The sequence below is a fragment of the Stenotrophomonas sp. STEN008 genome (genome assembly GCF_056760435.1).
In genome coordinates, this window is the sequence record NZ_JBRRET010000017.1 from 1 (window position 1) to 24,589 (window position 24,589).

Sequence of the window (24,589 nt, forward strand, 5' to 3'; positions counted from 1 at the left end):
GCGCTGGGATGAGTGCGCCGAAGCTGCGCAACATCGGTCCGAAAAGTGCGGCGTGGGGGGGGGCGGGGGGGGGGGGGCGGCGGGGGGGGGGGGGGGCCCCCCGCGCCGGGGGGGGGCCCTGTCCCGGGCCCCCGCGCCTAGGCGGGCTGGCGCAGCTGCTGGCTGTGCCTGACGTCACAGGCTGAGCCGCACGGCTTGGCAACGCGGGGCGAAGCTGGGACACTCGCGGCCATGAAGGGGAGACTGGGGACAACGGCGATCATCATCGCTGCGCTGACCGCTGCGCCGGCCAGCGCCGGCACCCTGTACAAGTGCCAGGGGGCAGACGGGGTCACCAGCTATGTGAGCAAGCGTGTGGCCGGTGCCCAATGCAGCACCATCAGCTACAACCGGGAGGCCGCCCGCCCGGCCCGCCCGGCAGCGACTGTTGCCAGGCCTGTGCCGGCCACTGTGGCCAGCATCGAGCGCAATCCGGTGGCGGTGGCCGCCAGTGCAGCCGTGCCCGTGCCGGCTGCACCGGTGCCTGCTTCGACTCCGGCCGTTGCTGCCGGCACGCCCCGCACCGGGCGCATGGTCAGTGGCCAGGTCTATTCCTATATGAAGGATGGGGTGCGCCACTACACCAGTGCGCGGCCCAGCCAGGTTGCCCACCTGGGGCCGGTGCGCACCATCCGCTACAGCTTCATGGAGCGCTGCTACGCCTGTGGGGCCAACCCGCGCGTGGACTTCGGCACCGTGCGTCTGAACACGACAGCCTTCCAGACCGAGATCGCTTCGGCCGCGCGCGAGTTCGGCGTGGAGGAGGCGGTGGTCCGGGCGATCATCCATGCCGAGTCGGCCTACAATCCGACCGCACTCAGCCGCGCCGGTGCGCAGGGCCTGATGCAGCTGATGCCGCCGACTGCCGCGCGCTTCGGGGTCAGTGATTCCTACGATGCGGGCCAGAACATCCGTGGCGGCGTGCAGTACCTGTCGTGGCTGCTGAAGCGATTCAACGGCAACCTCACCCTGGCCGCCGCCGGTTACAACGCCGGGGAAGGTGCGGTCGACCGCCACGGTGGCGTGCCCCCTTACAGCGAAACCCAGTACTACGTGCGTCGGGTGGGCCAGCTGGCCGAGCGTTACCGCAGTGCCTTGAGTCACCAGTAGTCCGGCCGGTGCCGGTGCCGACTGACGGTCCATCGCCGGCTGCCGGTCGGCACACGGTACAAAGAGTTGTTGCAATGCGTTGTGTGGCGCGTAACGGTTCCGCTACACTCGCCCATGATTCAATGCGGCTCTGGCCCCCACCAGACCGCTGGCAGCCTTAAAGCTACCTAATCAATATCGGAGTGCCGGATGGCCAACGATGGGGTACACGATCCAGTCAATACCGGACGTCGGCGTTTTCTTACTGCCACCACAGCCGTGGTTGGCGCCGTCGGCGTCGGATTCACCGCAGTTCCTTTCATCAAATCGTGGAACCCCAGTGCCCGCGCGAAGCTCGCGGGAGCACCGGTGGTGGCCGATATCAGTGCCCTGCAGGAAGGCCAGCGCCTGATCGTGGAATGGCGCGGCCAGCCCATCTGGATCGTCAAACGGTCCAAGGCGATCCTCGACGCGCTGCATGGGCTCGACGACCGCCTCAAGGACCCGGAGTCCGGCGAGAAGGACCAGCAGCCCGCCTACGTGCTCAAGCAGAATCCCGAGCTGCGCTCGATCAAGCCCGATGTGTCGGTGCTGGTCGGCCTGTGCACGCATCTGGGCTGCTCGCCGGAGATGGTGGCCGAGATCCGCCCCGAACCGTATGACCCGCAGTGGAAGGGCGGCTACTTCTGCCCCTGCCACAAGTCGCGCTTCGACATGTCCGGCCGCGTCTTCAAGGACGTGCCGGCGCCGATCAACCTGCTGGTGCCACCGCACCACTACCAGGACGACAACACGCTCATCATCGGTGTCGATCCGGAGGGGGCAGCCTGATGGCCAATATCCTGAGCCGTACCGCGACAGGCGTCGCCGACTGGGTCAACGCCCGCGCGCCGGGGCTGATGCCGATCTACCGCAAGCACGTCAGCGAGTACTACGCGCCGAAGAACTTCAACATCTGGTACTACTTCGGTTCACTGGCGCTGCTGGTGCTGGTCAACCAGATCGTCACCGGCATCTTCCTGACGATGCACTACAAGACCAGCGCGGCGGAGGCCTTCGGCTCCATCGAATACATCATGCGTGATGTCGAGTGGGGCTGGCTGATCCGTTACATGCACTCCACCGGTGCATCGCTGTTCTTCATCGTGGTCTACCTGCACATGTTCCGCGGGCTGCTGTATGGCAGTTACCAGAAACCGCGCGAGCTGGTGTGGATCCTGGGCATGCTGATCTACCTGGTGCTGATGGCCGAGGCCTTCATGGGCTACGTGCTGCCGTGGGGCCAGATGTCGTTCTGGGGCGCCAAGGTGATCATCTCGCTGTTCGGTGCGATTCCGGTGATCGGCAATGGCCTGACCGAGTGGATCATGGGCGATTACCTGCCCAGCGATGCCACGCTCAACCGCTTCTTCGCGCTGCACGTGATCGCACTGCCTCTGGTGCTGCTGCTGCTGGTGGTGCTGCACCTGGGCGCGCTGCATGAAGTGGGGTCCAACAACCCGGATGGCGTGGAGATCAAGAAGGGGCCCAAGGGCAACCGCTGGTCGCCCAATGCACCGGCCGATGGCATTCCCTTCCATCCTTACTACACGCTCAAGGATGGCGTCGGCGCCGGCTTCCTGCTGATCATCGCCGCCTTCATCATCTTCTTCGCCCCCGGCTTTGGTGGCCTGTTCCTGGAGCACGACAACTTCACCGAGGCCAACCGGCTGGTGACCCCGGAACACATCAAACCGGTGTGGTACTACACCCCGTACTACGCGATGCTGCGCGTGGTGCCGAACAAGCTCGGTGGCGTGCTGGTGATGTTCTCGGCGATCGCCATCCTGTTCCTGGTGCCCTGGCTGGACAAGGCGCGGGTGAAGTCGGTGCGTTACCGCGGCTGGATCTCGAAGGTGATGCTGGGCATGCTGGCCGTGTGCTTCGTGTGGCTGGGCGTGATCGGCTCCGGTCCGGGTACGGACGTGCACGAGACCTACATCGGGCGGGTGCTGACCTTCCTGTACTTCGCGTTCTTCATCACCATGCCGCTATGGACAAGGCTGGACAAGACCAAGCCGGTACCGGAGAGGGTGACCACGCATGACTGAGCGCTGGATGGTCCGGCTGGCCCTCGCGGCCGCCCTGATGCTGGGCAGTTTCCTGGCCACCGCTGCCGAAGGCGGCACCAAGCTGCTGCAGGCCGGCAACGACCTCGGTGACCGCGCATCGCTGCAGCGCGGCGCGCAGCTGTACATGAACTACTGCTCCAGCTGCCACGCGCTGAAGTACCTGCGCTACTCGCGGATGGCGCAGGACCTGGGGCTGACCGAGGAAGAGGTGATGAACAACCTCAACTTCACCGGTGCGGCAATCGGCGATCCGGTGCCGGTGGCGATGCCCAAGGAGCAGGCCGAGAAGTGGTTCGGCAAGATGCCGCCGGACCTGAGCCTGATCTCGCGTGTGCGGGGCAGCGACTGGGTCTACACCTACCTCAAGTCGTTCTATCTCGACAGCAGCCGCCCGCTGGGCTGGAACAACGCGTTGTTCGCCAACGCCTCCATGCCCAACCCGCTCTGGGAAATGCAGGGCCTGCAGCATGCCGTGCACGGCAAGGCCGAAGGGCCAGGCATGGACCCGCCGGTGACCGGGCTGCGCATCGACAGCCCCGGCTCGGTTGATGCCGGCCAGTACGACCAGGCCGTGCGGGACATCACCAACTTCCTCGAATACGCCGGCGAACCGGCTGCGCTCAAGCGGCAGCAGCTGGGCGTGTGGGTGATCCTGTTCCTGGCCCTGTTGACCTTCCTGGTGTACCTGCTGAAGAAGGAATACTGGAAGGACGTTCACTGATTCTGCCGCCGGCCGTTGGCTGGGCCTATTGGCTTTTGTGATGGTCGGTTGCACACTCGGGGAGAAGTCGACCGCCGGCACGGTGCTGGCGGCGCCGATGCGGCAGGCGGTCTCCTGTCGTAGGAGAGCCTTTGATGGCGGCGAGCGTACGCATGCGCAATACACTGACGCTGTTTTCCTCGAACGACGATGTACTGTGCCACCGTGTGCGCCTGGTCCTTGCGGCCAAGGGTGTGACGTTCGATTTCGTTGCGGTCGATCCGCAGAATCCGCCCGAAGACCTGATCGACCTCAATCCGTACCATTCGGTGCCGACCCTGGTCGAGCGCGAACTGGTGCTGTACGCCGCTTCGGTGGTGAGCGAATACCTTGACGAGCGCTATCCGCATCCGCCGCTGATGCCGGTCGATCCGCTGTCACGTGCACGCATCCGCCTGGCGATGCTGCGCATCGAGCACGACTGGGTGCCGCAGGTGCAGGCCATCCAGCTGGGCAACAAGACCCAGGCCGAGGCCGGGCGCAAGCGCTTGAAGGAGTTGCTGACCGCGTCGCTGCCGCTGTTCAAGGCCAGCAAGTTCTTCCTGAACCCGGAAATGAGCCTGGCCGACTGCGCGATGGCGCCGATCATCTGGCGCCTGCAGTCACTGGATGTGCCGTTGCCGAAGGACGGCAAGGCCATCGAGGATTACGGCAACCGCATCTTCCGCCACCCGGGGTTCGTGCGCAGCCTGACCGAGCAGGAAAAGAAGCTGCGCGACCTGCCCGTCTGAGCCGGCCGCTGCTTTCCCGTCTGCACGCCGACCGGCGTGCAGGCGATCCGCCCCGGTCGGGGCGTCGGGCGCGTACACTTCACGCATGACCGAAGACTTCTTCCACATGACCAGCCACCGCCCGTACCTGCTGCGGGCACTGGTGGAATGGATCAATGACAACCAGCTGACCCCGCACATCCTGGTCGACGCCGGCGTCCCCGGCGTGCAGGTGCCGCCTTCGGCGGTCAAGGATGGCAGAGTGGTGCTCAACATCGCCGAACGCGCGGTAGTGCGCCTGATGATCGACAACGAGATGGTGAGCTTCTCGGCGCGCTTCTCCGGTACCAGCTACCCGGTGCAGGTGCCGATCAGCGCCGTGCTGGCCGTCTACGCCCGCGAGACCGGGCAGGGCATGGCACTGCCGGATGACATTCCGGGCAGCGAACCGGCGTCGACCGGCGACGAAGTGCTGCATGACGACGACACGCCGCCGGAGGATACGCCGCCGGCAGGACCGCCGCCGAAGGGCCGGCCGAACCTGCGCGTGGTCAAGTAACAGGAGCGTCCAGCGCAACTTTGCGCCTTGCCGTGCTACAGACCTGGTCGCCGGGCATGGCCCGGCGCTACCGATCCCGGATCAGGAAGATCCACGCCACGCGTGGATGTCCGGGATCAGACATCCTCGGCATCGTCCACATCCGGCCGGATCTGGCTGATCCGCGCCGCGCCCGGGCCGGTGAACGACACCAGCTGATCGCCGCGCAGCACCATCCGGCCCACATGGCGATCGATGCCATCGTAGGAATATTCGAACTTGAAGGTGCGCTCGAAACCGAGCCGGCCATCCTCGCCGCGCGACAGGCGCAGGCCGGTGGCATGCACCGCCTGGTCCAGCCACTGCACATTGGCGGCGCGGCAGGCATTGCGTCCCAGCTCGACCGCGCGCTCGGCGGCGGAGCGGGCAGCGTTCCAGAAGAAGTAGACGATGGCGCCGGCAATCAGCAACAGCAGCAGGGTGGGCATGGTTCCAGGGCGTCAGGTGTCGATGCGGCAAAGATGGCGGCGAATGCCTGCTGGATCAAGCAGAAGATTCAGTTCATCCGCTGCGGATCACCGGAAGCCGGCTGCACTGCGGGCGCTGTGGTCATCGGTGGCGTTGCCGCTGCCGGTGCCGGTGCGATCAACGGCGCGGTCGCAGTCAGCTGCAGCAGTGCGGCCCAGTCCTGGCGGTTGAAACTGCATTCGTCCTCGCGCCCCGGCGTGCAGCTGGGCTCGATGCCGGTGCTGTCGCGTTCGCGGGCCGCAGGCAACTGGATCAGTCCGGTCCGATCCAGCGGCAGCAGCCGCATCGCCACGGTGTTCATGACGTTGCCGCCTACCAGGTACAAGGTCTGGTCACCGCCGAGATTGGCCGCGACCACCACTTCGCAGTGCGACTTCCAATGGCCGACCGAGCCATTGCCAAGCGCCTGTACCAGTCCGCTGTAGCTGAGCGTGGTGCTGCGGTCGCGCAGGAAGCACAGAAGATCGCCGGGGGCCGGCTTTGCCGTGGCTGGATCGGCCAGCCGGTAAGGCACGCCGGAAGGGCCACCCTGGTAGGCAGCACGGATGTAGTCGATGTGGCGCGGCGAGGTGTTGAAGCCGGGGACACCGGCACGCACCATCACCCAGGAAATGAAGGCAGCTGACCAGGGATTGTCGATCAGGAAGGCACGGCAGTCGCTGTCGGTATAGCGCGAGCCCAGTGGCGCGGCACAACTGCTGGCACCGGCGATGCTGCCCATGGCGTTGAGCGTCCCGCTGTCACGCCAGTAGTGGGAGACGCGCTGCCAGGCAATCAGGCCGTTGTCGGCCAGATGCTCGTTCTCGGCTTCCGTGACGCTGAGGCTGGCGGCGCGGCCATCGCGGTCGATGAAGGGGCGGAACCACAGCCGATGCTCGTTGCATGCCGCGTTGCGGATTGCGATGGCCAAGGGGCTCAGGCCGAAGCGCGGCGGGACATCACAGGCCTCGGCCGCTGCGGCGGACAAGGGCATTGACGCGAGCAGCAGACAGGCAGGCAACAGCATCCGGCGCATGCGCGGCTCCAGTGGGGGATGCGCGCAGCGTCGCAGCGCCGTCGTGAACGCCGGGTGGATCCGTCAATGGCGGCCGGTCACGGCCCGGCGCTCCCCAGTGCATGACGCCTCCGGTAGCGCCGGGCCACGCCCGGCGGGCAACGCGGTTGCGTCAGGCGTTACCGGCTCTCAACCCGGCGGTGGGCCCAGCTTCAGTGACAGATCGATGGCCTGTACATGCTTGGTCAGGCCGCCGATGGAGATGCAGTCCACGCCGTCCTCCGCGATCGAGCGCAGGCCGCCAAGGCCGACGCTGCCGGACACCTCCAGCGGAATGCGGCCGGCGGTGATGCGTACGGCTTCACGGCGCAGGTCGGGGCTGAAATCATCCAGCAGGATGCGCTCGCAGCCGGACTCCAGCGCCTGGCGCAGCTGGGTCAGGTCTTCGACCTCGACCACCAGTGGCAACCGTGGCCATTGCCGACGCGCGGACGCCACCGCAGCGGCCAGCGAACCGGCGGCACGGATATGGTTTTCTTTCAGCATCACCGTGTCGTACAGGCCGAAACGATGGTTTTCCCCGCCTCCGCAGCGCACTGCGTATTTCTGTGCAAGGCGCAGGCCGGGCAGGGTCTTGCGGGTGTCGAGAATGCGCGTGCCGGTGCCGGCCACGGCGGCCACGTAGCGCGCCGTGGTGGTAGCGGTGCCGGACAGGGTCTGCAGGAAGTTCAGCGACGTGCGTTCGGCGCTGACCAGGCTGCGGCTGCGGCCGTGCAGCAGTGCAAGTACCGCACCGGCAGTGACGGACTCGCCTTCGGCGATGCGCCATTCAATGCGCACGTCCGGGTCGAGCGCGCGGTGGGTGGCATCGAACCACGGCCGGCCGGCAATCACCGCATCCTGTTTGCACAGCAGGTAGGCGCTGTCAGTCTGGTCGGGCAGCAGGGCGGCGGTGACGTCGCCGCTGCCCAGATCCTCCGCCAGCGCGCGGGCGACATCGGCGGCGACGACGGCCGCATCCGGCGTCGGCAGCATGCTCATGCGGCCGGGAAGTCAGCGATCTGCGCGGTTGGAATGGCCTCCTCGGCCAGCAGCACCGGGATGCCGTCGTCGACCCGGAACACCTGCTTGCGGTCACGGGTGACCAGGGCCTCGCGCAGCGGCTGTGCCAGCGGGTTGCCGTCGGCCTTGTTCACCGCGCCGGCGGAAATCGCCTTGTTGAGGGCTTCCAGGCCCTTGCCATCCAGCAGGGACAAGGGCTGGCGGGTGTCCGGCGACACCAGCAGGTCGAGCAGCTTGCGATCCATGGTTCTTCGTCTTGCGTGGAAGACGGCTAGAATACGTCTTTAAGGCAGGTGACGGCCAATGACCCCCAATCCGAACGCGCCGCTCGTCGGCATCGTCATGGGTTCCCGCTCCGACTGGGAAACCATGCAGCACGCCGCCCAGAAGCTTGAGGCCCTGGGTGTTCCGTTTGAAGTGAAGGTGGTGTCCGCCCATCGGACGCCGGATGTGTTGTTCAGCTATGCCGAACAGGCGGGCGGACGTGGCCTGCGCGCGATCATCGCCGGCGCCGGCGGTGCCGCGCATCTGCCGGGCATGATCGCGGCCAAGACCGCGGTTCCGGTGCTGGGTGTGCCGGTGCAGTCCAAGGCGCTCAATGGCATGGACTCGCTGCTGTCGATCGTGCAGATGCCGGCCGGCATTCCGGTGGCTACCTTCGCCATCGGCAATGCGGGTGCCTCCAACGCCGCGCTGTTCGCCGCCGCGATGCTGGCCAGCGACCAGCCGGCCATCGGCCAGGCGCTGGATGCCTTCCGCACGCGCCAGACCGAAGATGTGATGGCCCACGACGACCCGCGCCAATGAACCTGACTGTCGGCATCCTCGGCGGCGGCCAGCTGGCCCGCATGATGGTCCTGGCCGGTGCGCCGCTGGGACTGCGCTTCGAACTGTACGATCCGGCGGCGGACGCCTGCAGCGGGCCGCTGGCACCGCTCACCGTCGGTGCCTTCGATGACCGCCAGGCGCTGGCGGACTTCGCCGCCAAAGTCGATGTAGTGACGTTCGACTTCGAGAATGTGCCCGCGGACAGTGCCCAGTGGCTGGCCGAGCGGGTGCCGGTGTATCCGCCGCCCGCAGCGCTGGCTGTAGCGCAGGACCGCCTGAGCGAGAAGACGCTGTTCCAGCAGTTGGGCATTCCGCTGCCGCCGTTCGCCGATATCCGCAGCCGCGAGGAGCTCGCCGCGAAGGCGGCCGCGTTCGGCCTGCCGTGCATCCTCAAGACCCGTCGCCTCGGCTATGACGGCAAGGGCCAGTTCCGGTTGCGCAGCGAAGCCGACATCGACGCTGCCTGGCAGGCCCTGGGCGCCCAGGTCGAGCACACCGGCCTGATCCTGGAGGGCTTCGTGGCTTTCCAGCGCGAGGTCAGCGTGGTGGCCGTGCGCGGCCGTGACGGCGGTTTCCAGGCCTGGCCGGTGACCGGCAACTGGCATGTGGATGGCGTGCTTTCGGCCAGTGTGGCGCCTGCCGTGCTGTCGGCCGCCGAACAGGATGCCGCCATCGGCTATGCCCGACGGCTGGCCGAGCATCTGCAGTACGTGGGCGTGTTCGCCCTGGAGCTGTTCTGCCGCGACGGCGAACTGCTGGCCAACGAGATGGCGCCGCGCGTGCACAATTCCGGCCATTGGACCATCGAAGGCAGCGAGACCTCGCAGTTCGAGAATCATCTTCGCGCCGTGCTGGGCCTGCCGCTGGGCAGTACCCGCATGCTCGGCCACGCCTGCATGCTCAACTGGCTGGGCGAGATGCCGGACCCGGCGCCGGTGCTGGCCCAGGCTGGCGGCCACTGGCACGATTATGGAAAGCAGCCCCGTGAAGGCCGCAAGGTGGGGCACGCCACGCTGCGCGACGACCAGGCCGGCGCACTGGCCACGGCGCTGGAACAGGTGGGCGAGGCACTGGGGCGCCAGCTGCAGGTCGCACCGGCGGTGCGGGCGCTGCGCGGTTGACCGCGACGCGGAAGCGCAACGCTGTGACGCGCCGATGCACGCATCGGCGCATCAACCAGGGTGATAGCGTAAGGCTCCTTTCCCCGGAGTCATCGTCATGCTCGACTGGAACGAATACCGCAAGGAACTGAAGAGCCGTATCGGCGAGATCGGCAAGCTCTCGCCGGATACCATCAAGGGTTACGCCACTCTGGCCAATGCCGGTGCCCAGACCCACCATCTCGATGCAAAAACCCGCGAACTGATCGCGCTGGCGGTCGCCGTGACCACCCGTTGCGACGGCTGCATCACGGTGCACGTCGATGCCGCGCTCAAGCAGGGCGCCAGCCGCGAGGAGATCGCCGAGGCGCTCGGGGTGGCGGTTTCGCTCAACGCGGGCGCGGCACTGGTGTACTCGGCCCGGGTCATGGATGCGGTGGCGGCGCACGAGAGCGCCTGATGCCCGCCGTGTCGCCAGGCATGGCCAGGTGCTGCCGGGCCACGCCCGGCGGATGCTCTCAGCGCAGCCGGCTCTCGGCGAATTCCCAGTTGACCAGCTGCCAGAATGCCTCCAGGTAGCGCGTACGGTCGTTCTGGTAGTCGGTGTAGTACGCGTGTTCCCACACGTCGCAGCACAGCAGCGGCGTGCTGTCGCCGGTCAGCGGGGTGCCGGCGTTGCGGGTGACCTGGATGCCAAGCTGGCCGCCGGGATGCTGCACCAGCCACACCCAGCCGGAGCCGAACAGGCCCAGCGCGGTGCGGTTGAACTCCTCGCGCAGGCGCTGCACGTCGCCGAACTGGCGCTTGACCAGATCGCCCAGCCGTCCCTGCGGCTCACCGCCGCCTCGCGGGCGCAGGCACTGCCAATAGAAGCCGTGGTTCCAGGCCTGGGCCGCGGCGTCGAACAGCGCGCCCTGGGCATGGCGGACGATCTCCTCCAGCGAGGCCTCTTCCCATTCGGTGCCGCGGATGCCGGCATTGACCGCATCGACGTAGGCACGATGGTGCGCGCCGTGATGCAGTTCCACGGTCTGCGCGGAAAGATGGGGCTGCAGGGAGCCGGACAGGTAGGGCAGGGCAGGCAGTTCGACGGGCATGGACAGGTTCGTGGACAGAGGGGCGGCGGCAGCCGGTTCCATCCGCTTACAATGGCGGCTACCTTGGGCAGTCTAGCCGACCATCGCGGTCGGTTTGTCCGGCGAAGCAAGGAGTGTGGTTGTGGCGGTAATGCAGCAAATCCAGGCCGAGGTCGATCGTTACCCGCTCGTGCTGTTCATGAAGGGCACCCCGCAATACCCGACGTGCGGCTTCTCCAGCCGCGCCGTACAGGCGCTGATGGCTGCCGGCGCCGTCTCCCTGCGCACCGTCAATGTGCTGGAGGAGCCGGAAATCCGCGCGAACCTGCCGCGTTTCTCCAACCTGCCGACGTTTCCGCAGCTGTTCATCAACGGGGAGTTGATCGGCGGCTGCGACATCATCATGGAGCTGTTCGAATCCGGCGAGCTCAAGCGCATCGTCGAAGAGGCGACCTTGGGATGAGTGCGCCGCCATCGACGTCACCGACCAACGGGGCGCTCGATGGCCGCCCGTTGCAGGACCGCGTGGTGCTTGTGGCCGGTGCCGGTGGTGGCCTCGGAAGTGCCGCCGCAGTGGCCGCCGCCAGCGCAGGCGCGACCGTGGTCCTGCTGGGGCGCAAGCCGCGCCGGCTGGACCGGGTCTACGCCCAGGTGCAGGCAGCCGGTCCCGAGCCCCTGCTGTATCCGCTGGATCTGGAAGGGGCCGGTCCCGATGACTACGCCGACCTCGCCCAGGCGCTGCAGACGGAGCTGGGGCGACTGGACGGGCTACTTGTCTGCGCCGCCCACTTTCCGGGCTTGACCCCGTTCGAACTGGCCGACCCGGCAAGTTTCGCCCGCGCCGTCCACGTCACCCTGACCGCACCCGCCTGGCTGGCGCAGGCCTGCCTGCCGCTGCTGCGCCAGCGCGAGGATGCGGCGCTGGTGTTCACGGTCGATGCCCCGGAACGGGTGGGGCAGGCCTACTGGGGAGGCTATGGCGCCGCCCAGCATGGCCTGCGCGGCCTGATCGCCAGCCTGCATGATGAGCTGGGCCGCAGTCCGGTCCGGGTCAGCGGCCTGTACCCGGGTCCCCTGCGCACGGCCCTGCGCGCCCGCGCCTACTCGATCGACCAGGACCCGGCTGCGCAGGGGCCCGAGGCCGCCGCGGCCGCGGCAGTGACCCTGCTGTCCAGTGCCGGCTCGGCCTGGCGGGGGCAGATCCTGGATGCAGGCAGCGCTCGCCCGGCAGAGTGAAGGGCGACGTAAGGCGGGATGAAGATCCCGTCATGATTGCGTTGCGATCCGGTGCCGTTTGTCGCACAACCGTCACATTGATGGCGTAGCGTGTTAATCTAGTGTTAACCGTTATGGCTGCCTTCAGCCAACACGGTCGGGAACCCCAGATCACTGTCCAGTCGGCCACCCGCAAGGCCGCTTGGATGCGTCTTTTTTCCGCCATCGCCAACTCGTATCGAGGCTACCCTAGATGACCCACCCACTCCGGATGTCCAAGCTCACCCTTGGTCTCGTGGCCGCACTTGCTGCCGCTCCCGCCTTTGCCCAGAGCACCTCTGCAGGTGTCGGCGGCCAGGTCGTGTCCGCCGCAGGCCAGCCTGTCGCCGGTGCTGAAGTCACCATCACCCACACCGAGTCGGGCACCGTTTCGCGCGCCACGACCGATGCGTCGGGTCGTTACAACGCGCGCGGCCTGCGCGTGGGTGGTCCGTACACCATCACCATCACCAAGCCGGGTGAAGGCACCAAGACCGAAGAGGGTGTCTACCTGAACCTGAACCAGGTCAACACCGTCAACGCCAACCTGACCGGCGACGTGGCGGCCACCAACCTGGACGCCGTGAATGTTGTCGCCACCGCGGGCGGCCTGGACATCTTCAGCGCCACCAAGATGGGTACCGGCTCGAACGTGACCCGCGAAACGATGGACGCGCTGCCGTCGGCCAACCGCAACATCCAGGACTACATCCGCCTGGACCCGCGCATCTCGCAGGTCAGCAAGGCTGACGGCGCGATCTCGGCTGGCGGTCAGAACACCCGTTACAACGCGATCCGTATCGACGGCATCAGTGCCTCCGATCCGTTCGGCCTGGGCTCCAACAACCTGCCGACCGAGCGTCAGCCGGTGTCGATGGATGCCATCCAGGAAATCAACATCGATCTCGCGAACTACGACACCACCATCGCCGGTGGTACCGGTGCGGTGATCAATGCCGTGACCAAGTCGGGTACCAACGAGTTCCATGGCACTGTCTACGGTTCCTACCGCGACAAGGACATGGTCCGCGAGGAACTGCGTGGCGAGAAGTTCAACGGCTTCGAGGACGAGAAGACCTACGGCATGACCTTCGGCGGCCCGATCGTCAAGGACAAGCTGTTCTTCTTCAGCAACTACGAGAAGTACGAGCGTTCGGCCGCTGGCATCAGCCTGAGCGACACCCCGATCGGCAAGGGCACCATCACCCAGCAGCAGATCACCGACGTCCAGAATTTCCTGGGTGGACTCGGTTATGACCCGGGCAGCCTGACGGCACCGAACAGCAAGACCGAAATCGAAGAGTACGCGGTCAAGCTGGACTGGAACATCAATGAGAACCACCGTGCGGCCCTGCGCTACAACAAGATGGAGCAGAATGTCGTCCGCTTCCCGCAGGTCAGCACCAGTGCGATCTCGCTGAGCAACTTCTGGTACCAGCAGCCGACCGAATACGAAACCTGGATGGGCGAACTGTTCAGCGACTGGTCCGAGAACTTCTCGACCGAGTTCAAGGTCTCGCACAAGGATTACTCGGCCAACCGCGTTCCGCTGGTCGACATGCCGCAGATCCGCATCCGTTCGGGTAACGACTCGCTGTACGTCGGTACCGAGCAGAACACGCACGTCAACATCGTGGAATCGAAGGAACTGAGCGCCTTCGGTGCCGGTACCTGGTACATCGGCGATCACACCGTCAAGTTCGGCTTCGATTACTCGAAGAACGACCTGATGAACTTCTACGGCCGCAACCTCAACGGCGTCTACGAGTTCAACAGCGTCGAGGACTTCCTGAACGGTCGCATCGCGCGCTACCAGCTGCGTGCCCCGCGCGCCGGCGGCAGCCGCAGTGATATCCCGGCAGACTTCACCCTGAAGAACACCGGTGTGTTCGTCCAGGATACCTGGGCGATCAACTACAACCTGAGCCTGATGTTCGGTGTCCGCGTCGACATGCCTGACTTCAGCAGCCAGCGCCTGTACAACCCGCGCATCGAGCAGCTGTACGGCTTCAACAACACCCAGCTGGTCGACAAGAACCTGGTGCAGCCGCGCGTCGGCTTCAACTACACCTTCGACAGCGAGCGCCCGACCCAGCTGCGTGGTGGCGTGGGCCTGTTCGGTGGCGCTGCCCCGAACGTGTGGCTGGCGGGTGCCTACCAGAACACCGGCCTGAACTACATCGAGTACGACGAGCGCAACCTGACCAGCGGCTTTACCCCGGACGGCAACAATCCGTACATTCCGGCTGGTGGCCCCGCAGCTGCGCGCCAGAACGTCGACATCATCGCCCCGGGCACCCGCCTGCCGTCGGTGTGGAAGGCCAACCTGGCGTTCGACCATGAGCTGCCGTGGTACGGCATCGTGGCGTCGGCCGAAGTCCTGATGACCAAGGTCAAGGACGGCATCTACTTCGACCGTCTCGACGTTTCGGCGCCGACCGCTTACGGCCAGGACGGTCGTGCGATCTACTGGGATGCGAATGGCCGTAATCCGGCAAACAGCCGCATGTCGGGTGGCACCAACTTCGGCATGACCACCGGCACCAACCGTGCCACCGACCGTGCCAACCGTCCGAGCGACATCGGCGACGTGCTGGTCATGCGCAACACCGACAAGGGTCGTGGTACGCAGGCTACCTTCTCGCTGGCCAAGCCGCTGACCGAGAACTGGGGCTGGTCGCTGGGTTACACCTATACCAAGTCCAAGGAAGTCAGCCCGCTGACCAGCTCGCAGAACACCTCGAACTGGAACAACACGCTGATCTTCAACGCCAACGAAGACGTGGCCTACGACTCGCGTTACGCGATCAAGGACCGCATCACCGGCACCCTGGAGTGGAAGCACAACTTCTTCGGTGACAACGCCACCCGCGTCGGCCTGTTCTACGAAGGTCGTTCGGGCCGTCCGTACAGCTACATCTTCTACAACGATGCCAACGGCGACGGTGCTACCACCAACGATCTGTTCTATGTGCCGAGCGGCCCGGGTGACGTGCTGTTCGGTTCGGTGGTCGGTGGTCGCTTCGTGCAGAGCGCGCAGATGGAGCAGGACTTCTTCAACTGGCTGGCGCAGAATCCGGAGCTCGATGCCTACCGTGGCAGCGTGGTCCCGGCCAACTCGCACCGTGCCAAGTGGATCAACACCTTCGACGTCCGCATCAGCCAGGAGTTCCCGGGCTTCGTGAAGAGCCACAAGGGTGAGATCGCGCTGGACATCATGAATGTCGGCAACCTGCTGAACAAGAAGTGGGGCCTGATCGACGACTACGGCTTCTACGCCACCCGTCGCGTCGCCAACTACGCGGGTATCGACCCGGCGACCGGCAAGTACGTGTACTCGTTCACCGGTTCCACCGACAACCCCGCGATCCAGGAAAACAACAACGACAAGGGCAACACTGCCGTGTCGCGCTGGTCGATGCAGCTGACCCTGAAGTACAAGTTCTGATCCGTCGGAACATCACGCAGTAGACGGAAACGGCCGGGGTAACCCGGCCGTTTCCCGTTCGGGTGAAAGTTCTTGCAGTGGCCACGACATCGGCGTAGCATCCGGGTTCGTGCGCGGCGCCGATGCCGCAGATGCGGTCCCGGAATGGCGAACGCGGTCAGCACATATCCAACGGTCGGGATTCCCGGCCGTTTTGCTTTTTAAGGGGGCGGCAGTACAGTCGGAAACCTTGAAGGAAGCGAAACGTTGGATATGACCACGAACGAAAAGGCAGCCCGTGCGCTGCCGGTACAGGACGCGCGGATCTACCCGCGCGGTGGGCTGGATGTGCTGTCGCGGGCAGAAGTGGCGCGCCTGCGCGACGCCTCCGGCGGCGGCATGCACGAGCTGCTGCGCCGCTGCGCGCTGGCCGTGCTGACCAGCGGCAGTGCATCGGATGATCCGCGCGCGGCGCGCGATCTCTATCCCGACTTCGACATCCAGGTCGCGCAGCAGGATCGCGGTGTGCGCATCGACCTGGTCAATGCGCCGGCGATGGCCTTCGTCGATGGCGAAATCATCCGCGGCGTGGCCGAGCTGCTGTTTGCCGTGGTCCGCGACCTCGCCTACATGGCCATCGAAATGGGCCCGGCCTACGCGGCCGAACTGGAGTCCTCCGAAGGCATCACCAACGCGGTGTTCGGCCTGCTGCGCAACGCCCGCATCCTCAACCCCGGTGACCCGAACCTGGTGGTCTGCTGGGGCGGTCACTCGATCTCGCGCGATGAATACCTGTACACCAAGCAGGTAGGCTACGAGCTGGGCCTGCGCGGCCTGGACATCTGCACCGGTTGCGGACCGGGTGCGATGAAGGGCCCGATGAAGGGGGCCACGATCGCCCACGCCAAGCAGCGCAAGACGGTGACGCGCTACATCGGCCTGACCGAGCCGGGCATCATCGCCGCGGAATCGCCCAACCCGATCGTCAACCATCTGGTGATCATGCCGGACATCGAGAAGCGCCTGGAGGCGTTCGTCCGCATCGGTCACGGCATCATCGTGTTTGCCGGTGGTGTCGGCACCGCCGAGGAGATCCTGTACCTGCTCGGTATCCTGCTGCGCGACGAGAACAAGGACCTGCCGTTCCCGCTGATCCTGACCGGCCCGACCGTGGCTGCGCCGTATTTCGAGCAGATCGACCGCTTCATCCGGCTGACCCTGGGCGATGCTGCCGCCGAGCGTTACGAGATCATCATCGGCGACCCGGTTGCCGTGGCCAGGAAGATGTCCGCCGGCATCAAGCGCGTGCGCGAGCATCGCCTGGCGCAGAAGGATTCGTTCTTCTTCAACTGGTCCATCGAGATTCCGTGGGAGTACCAGCAGCCCTTCGTGCCGACGCATGAGGCCATGGCTGCACTGGATCTGCACCATGGGCGTGCGCCGCATGCCCTTGCGGCGGACCTGCGTCGTGCCTTCTCCGGCATCGTTGCCGGCAATGTGAAGGAGGATGGCATGCGCCGCATCGAGCAGTTCGGGCCGTTCCAGATCCACGGTGACCCGGACATGATGCACGCCCTGGACGCGCTGCTGCGCGCCTTCGTCGAGCAGCGCCGGATGAAGATCTCCGGCGAGTACCAGCCCTGTTACCAGGTGCTGGCCTGAGACCATGCCGGCGCGATGGGGATCGCGCCGGCAGCGGTGGGGAAGGGCGGTTCGTCAAGCCTTTGACGCCCGTCGCCCCGGATTGACCGTTCATCCTGCCGCCGCTTGCTGGCGGCAGGGCGATGGCCCATGGTGGCGATCAATACGCTGGGGAGCGTCCACATGTCTTTGCGCCGGCAGAACGGCTTCACGCTGGTTGAGTTGATGATCACGGTGGTCGTGCTGGGCGTGCTGGCGACGATCGCGTTTCCGAGCTTCCAGAGCACCATCCGCTCCAACCGCATAGCCACCACCAGCAATGACCTCATCGCGTCGATGGCGCTGGCCCGCAGTGAAGCGGTCAAGAACCGCAGGGGTGGCGGCGTGTGTGCCTCTGCCGGAGGCACGTCCTGTGATGGCGACAGCTGGACCGATGGCTGGCTGGTCTGGGCCGACAGCAACGGCGACGGTGCGCTCAGTGCCGGCGAAACCGTCCTGCGCTACAGCCCCGGACGTTCGGCGCTGGTCGCCGTCGGTACGCCCGACCTGTCGGTGAGTTTCGACCCGCGGGGCCGCAATCGCGCCAATGCCACGCTCGACCTGACGCTGCGCCCGGAAAACTGCGGCAAGCAGCCGCTGCAGCGCACGCTTCGCCTGTCCCCGACCGGGCAGGTGCGTCTGTTGAAGGAGGACTGCAAGTGAGAACGCCCCGTTTCCGTTCCCCGCGCAACGCACAGGGCGGCTTCAGCCTGATCGAGGTATTGATCGCGATCCTGGTGCTGGGGGTCGGTTTGCTGGGTTTCGCACTGCTGCAGACGATGAACGTACGCTTCGTGCAGAGCGCCAACTATCGCACCCAGGCGACCAACCTGACCTACGAAATGCTTGATCAGCTGCGGATGAACCGCTCGATGGCACCGTCCTACGTGGGCGACTACACGGCGACCACCGCGGCCAAGAACTGCCTGCCACCGGTCGGCAACGACATCGGCAAGGACGCGTTCACCCTGGACTGGACCTGCCGTCTCGGCAAGGCGCTGGGGGATGGGGCCACGGCCAAGGTCGCACGTGCCGGCACCCAGTACACGGTCAGCGTGACGTGGGGTGACGAGCGCTGGAACGCTGACGCCAGCGATACCACCTTCAGTGCCGGGAGCCGCCTGTGATGCGCGCGCATTCCCCGGCCCGGCGCATGGCCGGCCTGTCCATGGTCGAACTGATGATCGCGCTGACCATCGGCGTGATCGTCATGCTCGGTGTCGTCCAGGTGTTCGCGGCCTCGCGTGCTGCCTATCAGCTGTCCGATGGCCTGGCGCGCGTGCAGGAGAACAGTCGCTTCGCCATGGATACCCTGCAGCGCGAACTGCGCATGGCAGGTCATTTCGGCTGCGTCAACGATCAGGCCCGGCAGTCGCCGGATGGCGTCTCGCTGTTTACGACGTTCGCGGCCACGCCTCATCCGGCGCTGGACTTCCAGCGATCCATCCAGGGCTACGAGGCGACCGATACGGCACCCGGCGATGCGGTGACGCTGCCGGCCACTCCGGCGACGGGCGGCACCGCGTACACGCCCGCATTGCCCGATGAATTCGCTGCGGCGCTGCCCAACCGGGTCAACGGCAGCGACATCGTCGCCCTGCGATACCTGATGCCGGACGGCGTGCCGGTCACGGCTTCCGGCGGTACCGTCGCGCAGCCGGTTTTCAGTTTCGACAAGGCGCGACTCGCCGTGCTGCAGAGTGGCGTTGCCGATTCCGGGCTGTACGGCGCTGCCGACTGCGCCAGCGCCACCGTTTTCCAGGCGCGCAGCATCGACAAGGCAGGGGGCACGATCACCTTCGGCGATGCACCGAACAATGCGAGCAACTTCATCCGTCCGGTGACCGCAGGCCAGGCGATGCTGCACCGTGCGGAAAGCGCTGTGTACTACGTGGGCTACGACGCTGCCAGTGCACGTTCCTCGCTGTACCGCGTGCGTTTCAACGCCACGCCCAATGGTGCGCTGGTCGCCGGCGCGCCGGAGGCCCTGGTGGAGGGTGTGGAGAACATGCAGCTGCTGTACGGCCAGGATCGTCGCCTGACCAGTGCCTACCCGACCGGCTTCATTGATCGCCAGGGCACCGCGGCCACCGTGCAGGCATCGGCCAATCCCAACATCAACGCCTGGCGGCGCGTGGGTGCCGTGCAGATGGGCCTGGTGATGGCCAGTCCCGATCCCTCGGCCGCCCCTCAGGCCGACCAGAATGCGGTGCTGACCTCGATGGGCGTCACGTTCACCGCGCCCGAGGACGGCCGCATGCGCGCCGTTTACCAGACCACCATCGCCCTCCGCAATCGCCTCTTCGGCAACTGAGGCCACCATGCATCCGCGCCCGCGCACCCCCTCCTTCGCATCGCACCGCCAACAGCGCGGCGCGGTGCTGTATGTCGCCCTGATCATGTTGATCCTGCTGGCCCTGATCGGCATCGCCGGCATGCAGGTGACCGGCATGCAGGAACGCATGGCCGCCAACTACCTGCGCTCGAACCAGGCGTTCCAGAACGCCGAGGCCGATGTACGTTCGCAGGAAGCGGCGATCCAGGCGGTCATCGACAGCGGCAAGATCTTCGAGGCCAACCAGGAAGAGTGCAGCCCGGTGTTCGACCCGGCGACCTGGGCCGATGGCAAGACCACGGCAACGGCGATCAATACCCGCCGCCTGGACAAATGCGTGCCGGTCGGGCCGCTGGGCCTGGGGCGGCGCAAGAACGAAGAGACCGAGAACATCTACCAGATCACCGTGTTGGCCAGTGACGATCCGGCCAATCCTTCTTCCAGCGCCGTCATCGACACGATCTTCATTCCATGAATACTCCGCGCCGATTCTCCCGCCTTGTCTCCTCCCCGTGGCTGCGTGCAGGCACCGCCGCTGCCGTGCTGGTGGGCGTGGGCGCACTGGTCTATCCGCTGTTCGCTGCGCTTGGCGACTATGACATCGCGCAGGAGCCGCTCTACAGCAAGAAGACACAGCCGCCGCTGATGATGATGGTGATGTCGCGCGACGAGCAGCTGTTCAACAAGGCCTACAGCGACTACAGCGATCTGGACGAGGACGGCACGCTCGACACCACCTACCAGGACAAATTCGACTACTCCGGGTACTTCGACTCCAATCTCTGCTACACGTACAGCAGCAGCCAGTTCAAGGCCACGGCCAAGGCGACCGGCACGCAGAGACACACCTGTTCGGGTACCTGGTCCGGCAACTTCCTCAACTGGGCGACCATGAGCCGCCTGGATGTGATGCGCTACGTGCTGTACGGCGGCCATCGCATCACCGATACCGCCAGCAAGACGGTGCTGGAGCGGGCGCAGATTCCCAACGACCTGCACGCCTGGGTCAAGGTGTACAGCGGCGCCGACATCAACAACTTCACCCCGTACAAGACGACCATGTCGTTCTGCAATGCCAGCATCAGTGCCACCGGCGCACCGCTGATGCGCGTTGCCAGTGGCAGCTGGGGTGAATGGGCCTCGACTGCCGGCTATCAGTGCATCGTGGGGCGCAGCGACGAGGGCAAGGATGACTCCCCCCGATCGGTCGCGGCCGACCTGAATGTCCGGGTTGAAGTCTGCGCCACCGGTTCTGGAACCTTCCAGGAAGCGTTCTGCCGCAAGTACAACGACGGCACCCGGGACTACCTGAAACCGGCGGGACTGCTGCAGTCCTATGGTGAAAGTGGCCGTCTGCGGTTTGGTCTGGTCACCGGCACCTATGTCAATCCGCGCGATGGCGGCGTGGTCCGTCGCAACATCGGCAAGATCGCCGGCAACGGCACGACCTTCTGCGCAGCCGGCGACGAGATCAACCTGTCCAATGGCCAGTTCTGCAACACGCTGACGGGCGGGGCCGAGGGCATCATCAATACGATCTCCAACTTCCGCATCGACCAGTGGAACTGGAAGGACAAATGGACTGACTGTGACGACTACAGCATCCTGAATCGCCAGGGCTTCGACGGCCGGGGCAACCTGACCGACCCGGGCAACGCATCCAAGAAGTGCAGCGCCTGGGGCAATCCGTTGGCGGAGATGTATGCCGAAGCGCTGCGCTACATCAAGGGGGAAACGAAGGGAATCTACAGCGCCAGCGGTGATCTCAGCGGCCTGCCCAATTCGGTGGCCTGGAAGGATCCGTACCGGTCGCCGAACGACGGCGGCAACTCCTACTGCGCTACCTGCAACATCCTGGTGATGTCCTCGGGCCTGCCGTCCTTCGACAGCGACAACATCGGTACGGTCACTGGCCTGACCACGGCAGCGGCGGCCACCGATGCGATCGGCAACCAGGAGAACATCACCGGTGGCAGCTACATGGCAGGCCGTGTCGGCCTGACCAATCGCTATGCCTCGATCAACACCCATGAGGACATCTGCCGTGCGGTCAAGGTGACAGGCCTTTCGCTCGTGCGCGGCATCTGCCCGGACGTGCCGTCCACGGAAGGCAGTTACCTGATCTCGGGGCTGGCCAAGGCCGCTGCCGAGACCGATCTGCGTCCGGGCGTGCAGGACAAACCCAACACCTACAAGCTGACCGCCACCACCTACACCGTGGCCATGGCTGAGAGCCTGCCGAAGTTCGAGATTCCGGTGGGCAATGGCAAGATCACCCTGGCCCCCCTGTGCCAGGCCAACAACACCGAAGGAGCGGGCATCAACAGCAGCGGCTGGCGCAGCTGTTTCCTCGGCTCGGTCGGCGTCGGCACCAAGCGGTCAGCGGTATCGCCGAACTATGTCTATGGCCGTGACTATCGTGCCGATGGCAAGGCCGGCAGCTTCTCGCTGGTCTGGGAGGATTCGCTGTGGGGCAATGACCACGACAACGATGTGGTCTCCATGCTCAGCTACTGCGTAGGCAGCACCTGCAGCGACGGTGGCACGACGCCATTCCGCAACATCTGCTGGCGCTCCAACAGTGGTGAATGCAGCAACAACGCCGTTCGCAACAAGGTCGGCGAAGACGAAGTGCTGGTCCGCATCGAGAACCTGTCCGCCTATGCAGGCAACGCGATGCTGACCGGCTACACGATCGTGGGCTCCAATGCGGCTGACAACGTGCAGCGGCTGGTGCTGCGCCCCGGCAACCGCAACGGTTCGGTGCTGAGCACCAGCGCCGATCCGCCGGCTACCTGGACCGGCGCGGTCGTGATGCGCTACAAACTGGGTACCGGCCAGGCCGGGCAGCTGGAAAGCCCGCTGTGGTACGCCGCCAAGTACGGCGTGCCGGAAGGCAGGAAGTGGGACAGCAAGGTGCCGGGTGTACCGGACAACTACTTCCTGGCGCGCAATCCGGCCAAGCTGAAGTCCGCGCTGGAATCGATCTTCGACAGCGCTGCGGCTGGCGAGGCTCCGGTGGGTGGCAGCGGCACCGGCGCCCGTGTCAACGCCGGCTCCTTCACCGTGTCCGCGCACTACACGGTGCCGTCGGGCTCGAACGACTGGACCGGTGATGTCATCGCCAGCCAGACCACGAGCACCGGAGGCGCCGGCGCTGAACTGTGGCGTGCGTCGACCAAGATGAGCGCCTCCGGGCGGACCATCGTGATGTCGACCGCACCCACCTATGTGAACACGTCCAACCAACTGGTGCCGGTGGCAGCGGCCGATTTCACCGCCGACAACGTTCCCGGGCGTGATCGCGCCGAGAAGCTCGGCAACATGGGGCTCAACACGGTGCCGAACTGGTTCGGTTCGCACACCGTGGCGGATCTGGTCAGTTACCTGCGCGGCTCACCGGTGAGCGGTTTCCGCCCGCGCAGTTCACTGCTTGGCGATATCGTCAATTCCAGCGTGGAGATCGTGTCCAACAAGGACGACTACGGCTTCACCTCCTGGCAGGCGCAGGGCGGAGTGAGCTGGAAGACCTCGCTGGGTTTGAGCTATCGGGCCTACCTGGCGACCAAGGTGGCAAACGGTGGCCCACCTTCGATGGTCTACGTCGGTGCGAACGACGGCATGCTGCATGGCTTCAATGCCAGCACCGGCACCTCGGCGGGCAGCGAGCAGTTCGCCTTCATTCCATCGGCTTCGCTGCAGCACATGGCGGAGCTGGCCAACCCCACCTATGGACATCGCTACTACGTGGACGGCGGACTGACCTCGTCGGACGTCTACTACGGCGATGCCTGGCGCACGGTACTGGTCGGTTCGACCGGCGGCGGCGGCGCGTCGCGCGGGCCGTCGGCCACGGCAGTGGGCAACGGTTCGGTGTTCGCCCTGGATATCAGCAATCCGACCGGGTTCACCGCCAGCAACGTGCTGTGGGAGATTTCCGGCAAGACCGAATCGGACCTGGGCTTCGTCATGGGCAAGCCGGTCGTGGTGCCCGTTGCCGGCCCCAATGCGGACAGTCCGCCCCGGTTCGTCGCCCTGTTCGGCAACGGTGTCAATTCCAGCACCGGCCGACCGGTGCTCTATGTGGTCGACATCCGCACCGGCGAGATCCTCAAGCGCGTGTACCCCACGGCGGGCAAGTACGCAGTCGCCAATGGCCTCAACCATGTCACCGCGGTAGCACTGCACAACAGCAGTGGCCTGGCCGATACCGTCTATGGCGGCGACATGCAGGGCAACATGTGGCGCTTTGACCTGCGTGGCGGTGATCCCAGCGCCTGGAATGTGGCCCTCAACGGCACGCCGCTGTTCACCGCCGTGCGCAGCGCTGTCGCCCAGCCGATCACCGGTGCGATCGAAGTCTCGGCAGGGCCGGGCGGTGGCGTCAGCCTGTTCTTCGGTACCGGTCGCTACTTCACCGCTGACGACAATGCAGTGACCCGTAATTCGCCGGTGCAGACGCTGTATGGGCTCTGGGACAACCTCTCCACTGCCATTTCCAGCCGTGATTCGCTGGTGGGGCAGACCGTCAGTGCCAATGGTGCCGGCTTCCGTGACGTGTCGGGCAACGGCGTGGACTACGCGAGCAAGCGCGGCTGGTACGTCGACCTGATCGTGGGTTCCGATGTGGAGGGTGAGCGCTTCTTCGGCTATCCGACGCTGCAGGGCGGCGCGGTGATGTTCACCACCTATGTGCCCGGGCAGGCGGTCTGCGGCACCGGCGGCGGCACCAACTGGCGCTATCGCCTGAACATGCTGACCGGCCAGCCGGCGATGAGCGGCTTGACCGACGAGGTTGGCGGAAACGCGCTGTGCGGCGCCAACTGCGGTGCCGGTGCGCTGACCCGCGGCGGAGACATCGCAACCGGTGCCCCCGTGCTGTCCACCAATGTCAACAGCACCACCTTGAAGGGCTGCGATCCCAGCGATCCGAAGTGCACGGTCGATGGATCGCTGGACCGCTGCATCGTGGCTCTGAACACGCCGGGCGCGGATACTGCGTATGGCCAGCGTGCCTGTGGTCGCCAGTCGTGGCGCCAGATCCGATGACTACCAGGA

Annotated in this window: 23 protein-coding genes; 18 read left to right on the forward strand and 5 right to left on the reverse strand. The window is 65.8% G+C overall.

All coding sequences use genetic code 11. From position 1 onward, the window contains the following. The first annotated feature begins 231 nt into the window (after positions 1-231). The 6 genes from ACVOME_RS10050 to ACVOME_RS10075 all read left to right on the forward strand — a co-directional run bounded on the left by ACVOME_RS10050 (position 232) and on the right by ACVOME_RS10075 (position 5,268). The gene (locus ACVOME_RS10050) at positions 232-1,149 is read left to right on the forward strand and encodes a lytic transglycosylase domain-containing protein (protein WP_481505048.1); all 918 of its coding nucleotides are present in this window, start codon (positions 232-234) and stop codon (positions 1,147-1,149) included. A 189-nt stretch (positions 1,150-1,338) separates the two neighbouring features. Beyond that, positions 1,339-1,959 carry a ubiquinol-cytochrome c reductase iron-sulfur subunit gene (gene petA / locus ACVOME_RS10055; protein WP_053516597.1) on the forward strand — a complete coding sequence of 207 codons (621 nt, stop codon included), beginning with the start codon at positions 1,339-1,341 and terminating at the stop codon, positions 1,957-1,959. Then, entirely contained in the window at positions 1,959-3,218 is a 1,260-nt protein-coding gene (locus ACVOME_RS10060) for a cytochrome b (protein ID WP_053516598.1), read from the forward strand. Before petA ends, ACVOME_RS10060 begins: the two co-directional genes overlap by 1 nt. Next, complete coding sequence (locus ACVOME_RS10065) at positions 3,211-3,960, forward strand: cytochrome c1 (protein ID WP_053516600.1); 750 nt, start codon at positions 3,211-3,213, stop codon at positions 3,958-3,960. Before ACVOME_RS10060 ends, ACVOME_RS10065 begins: the two co-directional genes overlap by 8 nt. Positions 3,961-4,094: 134 nt before the next feature. After that, positions 4,095-4,730, forward strand: coding sequence for a glutathione S-transferase N-terminal domain-containing protein (locus ACVOME_RS10070; RefSeq protein WP_053516601.1), 636 nt, complete (start codon positions 4,095-4,097; stop codon positions 4,728-4,730). A gap of 85 nt (positions 4,731-4,815) precedes the next feature. Continuing rightward, on the forward strand, positions 4,816-5,268 hold the full coding sequence (locus tag ACVOME_RS10075; RefSeq protein WP_053516602.1) for a ClpXP protease specificity-enhancing factor: 453 nt from the start codon (positions 4,816-4,818) through the stop codon (positions 5,266-5,268). Between the two features lie 116 nt (positions 5,269-5,384). Here the strand turns inward: ACVOME_RS10075 and ACVOME_RS10080 are convergent, their stop codons facing one another. The 4 genes from ACVOME_RS10080 to ACVOME_RS10095 all read right to left on the reverse strand — a co-directional run bounded on the left by ACVOME_RS10080 (position 5,385) and on the right by ACVOME_RS10095 (position 8,076). Further along, positions 5,385-5,735, reverse strand: coding sequence for a DUF3301 domain-containing protein (locus tag ACVOME_RS10080; protein WP_053516603.1), 351 nt, complete (start codon positions 5,733-5,735; stop codon positions 5,385-5,387). A gap of 68 nt (positions 5,736-5,803) precedes the next feature. Then, complete coding sequence (locus tag ACVOME_RS10085) at positions 5,804-6,790, reverse strand: DUF2272 domain-containing protein (RefSeq protein ID WP_053516604.1); 987 nt, start codon at positions 6,788-6,790, stop codon at positions 5,804-5,806. A 168-nt stretch (positions 6,791-6,958) separates the two neighbouring features. Then, positions 6,959-7,810, reverse strand: a complete 852-nt coding sequence (gene nadC, locus ACVOME_RS10090; RefSeq protein ID WP_481505049.1) for a carboxylating nicotinate-nucleotide diphosphorylase — start codon at positions 7,808-7,810, stop codon at positions 6,959-6,961. Next, positions 7,807-8,076, reverse strand: coding sequence for a Trm112 family protein (locus tag ACVOME_RS10095; protein ID WP_005408847.1), 270 nt, complete (start codon positions 8,074-8,076; stop codon positions 7,807-7,809). Before ACVOME_RS10095 ends, nadC begins: the two co-directional genes overlap by 4 nt. Before the next feature lie 58 nt (positions 8,077-8,134). Here ACVOME_RS10095 and purE point away from each other — a divergent pair, with 58 nt between their 5' ends. The 3 genes from purE (at position 8,135) to ACVOME_RS10110 (ending at position 10,219) form a co-directional block, all read left to right on the forward strand. Beyond that, on the forward strand, positions 8,135-8,638 hold the full coding sequence (purE, locus tag ACVOME_RS10100) for a 5-(carboxyamino)imidazole ribonucleotide mutase (protein WP_053516607.1): 504 nt from the start codon (positions 8,135-8,137) through the stop codon (positions 8,636-8,638). Then, on the forward strand, positions 8,635-9,780 hold the full coding sequence (locus tag ACVOME_RS10105; RefSeq protein ID WP_193395560.1) for a 5-(carboxyamino)imidazole ribonucleotide synthase: 1,146 nt from the start codon (positions 8,635-8,637) through the stop codon (positions 9,778-9,780). The genes purE and ACVOME_RS10105 overlap by 4 nt, the downstream gene beginning before the upstream one ends. Positions 9,781-9,877: 97 nt before the next feature. After that, on the forward strand, positions 9,878-10,219 hold the full coding sequence (locus ACVOME_RS10110; RefSeq protein WP_481505050.1) for a carboxymuconolactone decarboxylase family protein: 342 nt from the start codon (positions 9,878-9,880) through the stop codon (positions 10,217-10,219). A 58-nt stretch (positions 10,220-10,277) separates the two neighbouring features. Here ACVOME_RS10110 and ACVOME_RS10115 read toward each other — a convergent pair whose 3' ends face one another. Next, positions 10,278-10,856 (reverse strand): superoxide dismutase, encoded by a 579-nt coding sequence (locus ACVOME_RS10115; RefSeq protein WP_481505051.1) that lies wholly within the window; start codon positions 10,854-10,856, stop codon positions 10,278-10,280. A 121-nt stretch (positions 10,857-10,977) separates the two neighbouring features. On the opposite strand from ACVOME_RS10115, the gene grxD reads away from it, so the two are divergent. The 9 genes from grxD to ACVOME_RS10160 all read left to right on the forward strand — a co-directional run bounded on the left by grxD (position 10,978) and on the right by ACVOME_RS10160 (position 24,580). Further along, positions 10,978-11,298 (forward strand): Grx4 family monothiol glutaredoxin, encoded by a 321-nt coding sequence (gene grxD / locus ACVOME_RS10120; RefSeq protein WP_053516610.1) that lies wholly within the window; start codon positions 10,978-10,980, stop codon positions 11,296-11,298. Further along, a complete protein-coding gene (locus tag ACVOME_RS10125) occupies positions 11,295-12,071 on the forward strand; it encodes an SDR family NAD(P)-dependent oxidoreductase (protein ID WP_053516611.1) in 777 nt (258 codons plus the stop codon). Before grxD ends, ACVOME_RS10125 begins: the two co-directional genes overlap by 4 nt. A 232-nt stretch (positions 12,072-12,303) precedes the next feature. Further along, positions 12,304-15,537 carry a TonB-dependent receptor gene (locus tag ACVOME_RS10130; protein WP_074901106.1) on the forward strand — a complete coding sequence of 1,078 codons (3,234 nt, stop codon included), beginning with the start codon at positions 12,304-12,306 and terminating at the stop codon, positions 15,535-15,537. 252 nt (positions 15,538-15,789) lie between these two features. Next, complete coding sequence (ppnN, locus tag ACVOME_RS10135; RefSeq protein WP_481505052.1) at positions 15,790-17,178, forward strand: nucleotide 5'-monophosphate nucleosidase PpnN; 1,389 nt, start codon at positions 15,790-15,792, stop codon at positions 17,176-17,178. 162 nt (positions 17,179-17,340) lie between these two features. Further along, entirely contained in the window at positions 17,341-17,859 is a 519-nt protein-coding gene (locus tag ACVOME_RS10140) for a GspH/FimT family pseudopilin (RefSeq protein WP_111186083.1), read from the forward strand. Continuing rightward, the gene (gene pilV / locus ACVOME_RS10145) at positions 17,856-18,323 is read left to right on the forward strand and encodes a type IV pilus modification protein PilV (protein WP_053516615.1); all 468 of its coding nucleotides are present in this window, start codon (positions 17,856-17,858) and stop codon (positions 18,321-18,323) included. Before ACVOME_RS10140 ends, pilV begins: the two co-directional genes overlap by 4 nt. Beyond that, positions 18,323-19,510 carry a PilW family protein gene (locus ACVOME_RS10150; RefSeq protein WP_461290243.1) on the forward strand — a complete coding sequence of 396 codons (1,188 nt, stop codon included), beginning with the start codon at positions 18,323-18,325 and terminating at the stop codon, positions 19,508-19,510. The genes pilV and ACVOME_RS10150 overlap by 1 nt, the downstream gene beginning before the upstream one ends. A 7-nt stretch (positions 19,511-19,517) precedes the next feature. Continuing rightward, positions 19,518-20,006, forward strand: coding sequence for a pilus assembly PilX family protein (locus tag ACVOME_RS10155; protein WP_053516616.1), 489 nt, complete (start codon positions 19,518-19,520; stop codon positions 20,004-20,006). Then, the gene (locus ACVOME_RS10160; RefSeq protein ID WP_481505053.1) at positions 20,003-24,580 is read left to right on the forward strand and encodes a pilus assembly protein; all 4,578 of its coding nucleotides are present in this window, start codon (positions 20,003-20,005) and stop codon (positions 24,578-24,580) included. The genes ACVOME_RS10155 and ACVOME_RS10160 overlap by 4 nt, the downstream gene beginning before the upstream one ends. Positions 24,581-24,589: the final 9 nt, after the last annotated feature.

What these genes read in the sequence shown, in the direction of transcription:
- ACVOME_RS10050 (WP_481505048.1), top strand. Translation starts at nt 232, where the DNA reads ATGAAGGGGAGACTGGGGACAACGGCGATCATCATCGCTGCGCTGACC.
- petA (WP_053516597.1), top strand. Translation starts at nt 1,339, where the DNA reads ATGGCCAACGATGGGGTACACGATCCAGTCAATACCGGACGTCGGCGT.
- ACVOME_RS10060 (WP_053516598.1), top strand. Translation starts at nt 1,959, where the DNA reads ATGGCCAATATCCTGAGCCGTACCGCGACAGGCGTCGCCGACTGGGTC.
- ACVOME_RS10065 (WP_053516600.1), top strand. Translation starts at nt 3,211, where the DNA reads ATGACTGAGCGCTGGATGGTCCGGCTGGCCCTCGCGGCCGCCCTGATG.
- ACVOME_RS10070 (WP_053516601.1), top strand. Translation starts at nt 4,095, where the DNA reads ATGGCGGCGAGCGTACGCATGCGCAATACACTGACGCTGTTTTCCTCG.
- ACVOME_RS10075 (WP_053516602.1), top strand. Translation starts at nt 4,816, where the DNA reads ATGACCGAAGACTTCTTCCACATGACCAGCCACCGCCCGTACCTGCTG.
- ACVOME_RS10080 (WP_053516603.1), bottom strand. Translation starts at nt 5,735, where the DNA reads ATGCCCACCCTGCTGCTGTTGCTGATTGCCGGCGCCATCGTCTACTTC.
- ACVOME_RS10085 (WP_053516604.1), bottom strand. Translation starts at nt 6,790, where the DNA reads ATGCGCCGGATGCTGTTGCCTGCCTGTCTGCTGCTCGCGTCAATGCCC.
- nadC (WP_481505049.1), bottom strand. Translation starts at nt 7,810, where the DNA reads ATGAGCATGCTGCCGACGCCGGATGCGGCCGTCGTCGCCGCCGATGTC.
- ACVOME_RS10095 (WP_005408847.1), bottom strand. Translation starts at nt 8,076, where the DNA reads ATGGATCGCAAGCTGCTCGACCTGCTGGTGTCGCCGGACACCCGCCAG.
- purE (WP_053516607.1), top strand. Translation starts at nt 8,135, where the DNA reads ATGACCCCCAATCCGAACGCGCCGCTCGTCGGCATCGTCATGGGTTCC.
- ACVOME_RS10105 (WP_193395560.1), top strand. Translation starts at nt 8,635, where the DNA reads ATGAACCTGACTGTCGGCATCCTCGGCGGCGGCCAGCTGGCCCGCATG.
- ACVOME_RS10110 (WP_481505050.1), top strand. Translation starts at nt 9,878, where the DNA reads ATGCTCGACTGGAACGAATACCGCAAGGAACTGAAGAGCCGTATCGGC.
- ACVOME_RS10115 (WP_481505051.1), bottom strand. Translation starts at nt 10,856, where the DNA reads ATGCCCGTCGAACTGCCTGCCCTGCCCTACCTGTCCGGCTCCCTGCAG.
- ACVOME_RS10125 (WP_053516611.1), top strand. Translation starts at nt 11,295, where the DNA reads ATGAGTGCGCCGCCATCGACGTCACCGACCAACGGGGCGCTCGATGGC.
- ACVOME_RS10130 (WP_074901106.1), top strand. Translation starts at nt 12,304, where the DNA reads ATGACCCACCCACTCCGGATGTCCAAGCTCACCCTTGGTCTCGTGGCC.
- ppnN (WP_481505052.1), top strand. Translation starts at nt 15,790, where the DNA reads ATGACCACGAACGAAAAGGCAGCCCGTGCGCTGCCGGTACAGGACGCG.
- ACVOME_RS10140 (WP_111186083.1), top strand. Translation starts at nt 17,341, where the DNA reads ATGTCTTTGCGCCGGCAGAACGGCTTCACGCTGGTTGAGTTGATGATC.
- ACVOME_RS10150 (WP_461290243.1), top strand. Translation starts at nt 18,323, where the DNA reads ATGCGCGCGCATTCCCCGGCCCGGCGCATGGCCGGCCTGTCCATGGTC.
- ACVOME_RS10155 (WP_053516616.1), top strand. Translation starts at nt 19,518, where the DNA reads ATGCATCCGCGCCCGCGCACCCCCTCCTTCGCATCGCACCGCCAACAG.
- ACVOME_RS10160 (WP_481505053.1), top strand. Translation starts at nt 20,003, where the DNA reads ATGAATACTCCGCGCCGATTCTCCCGCCTTGTCTCCTCCCCGTGGCTG.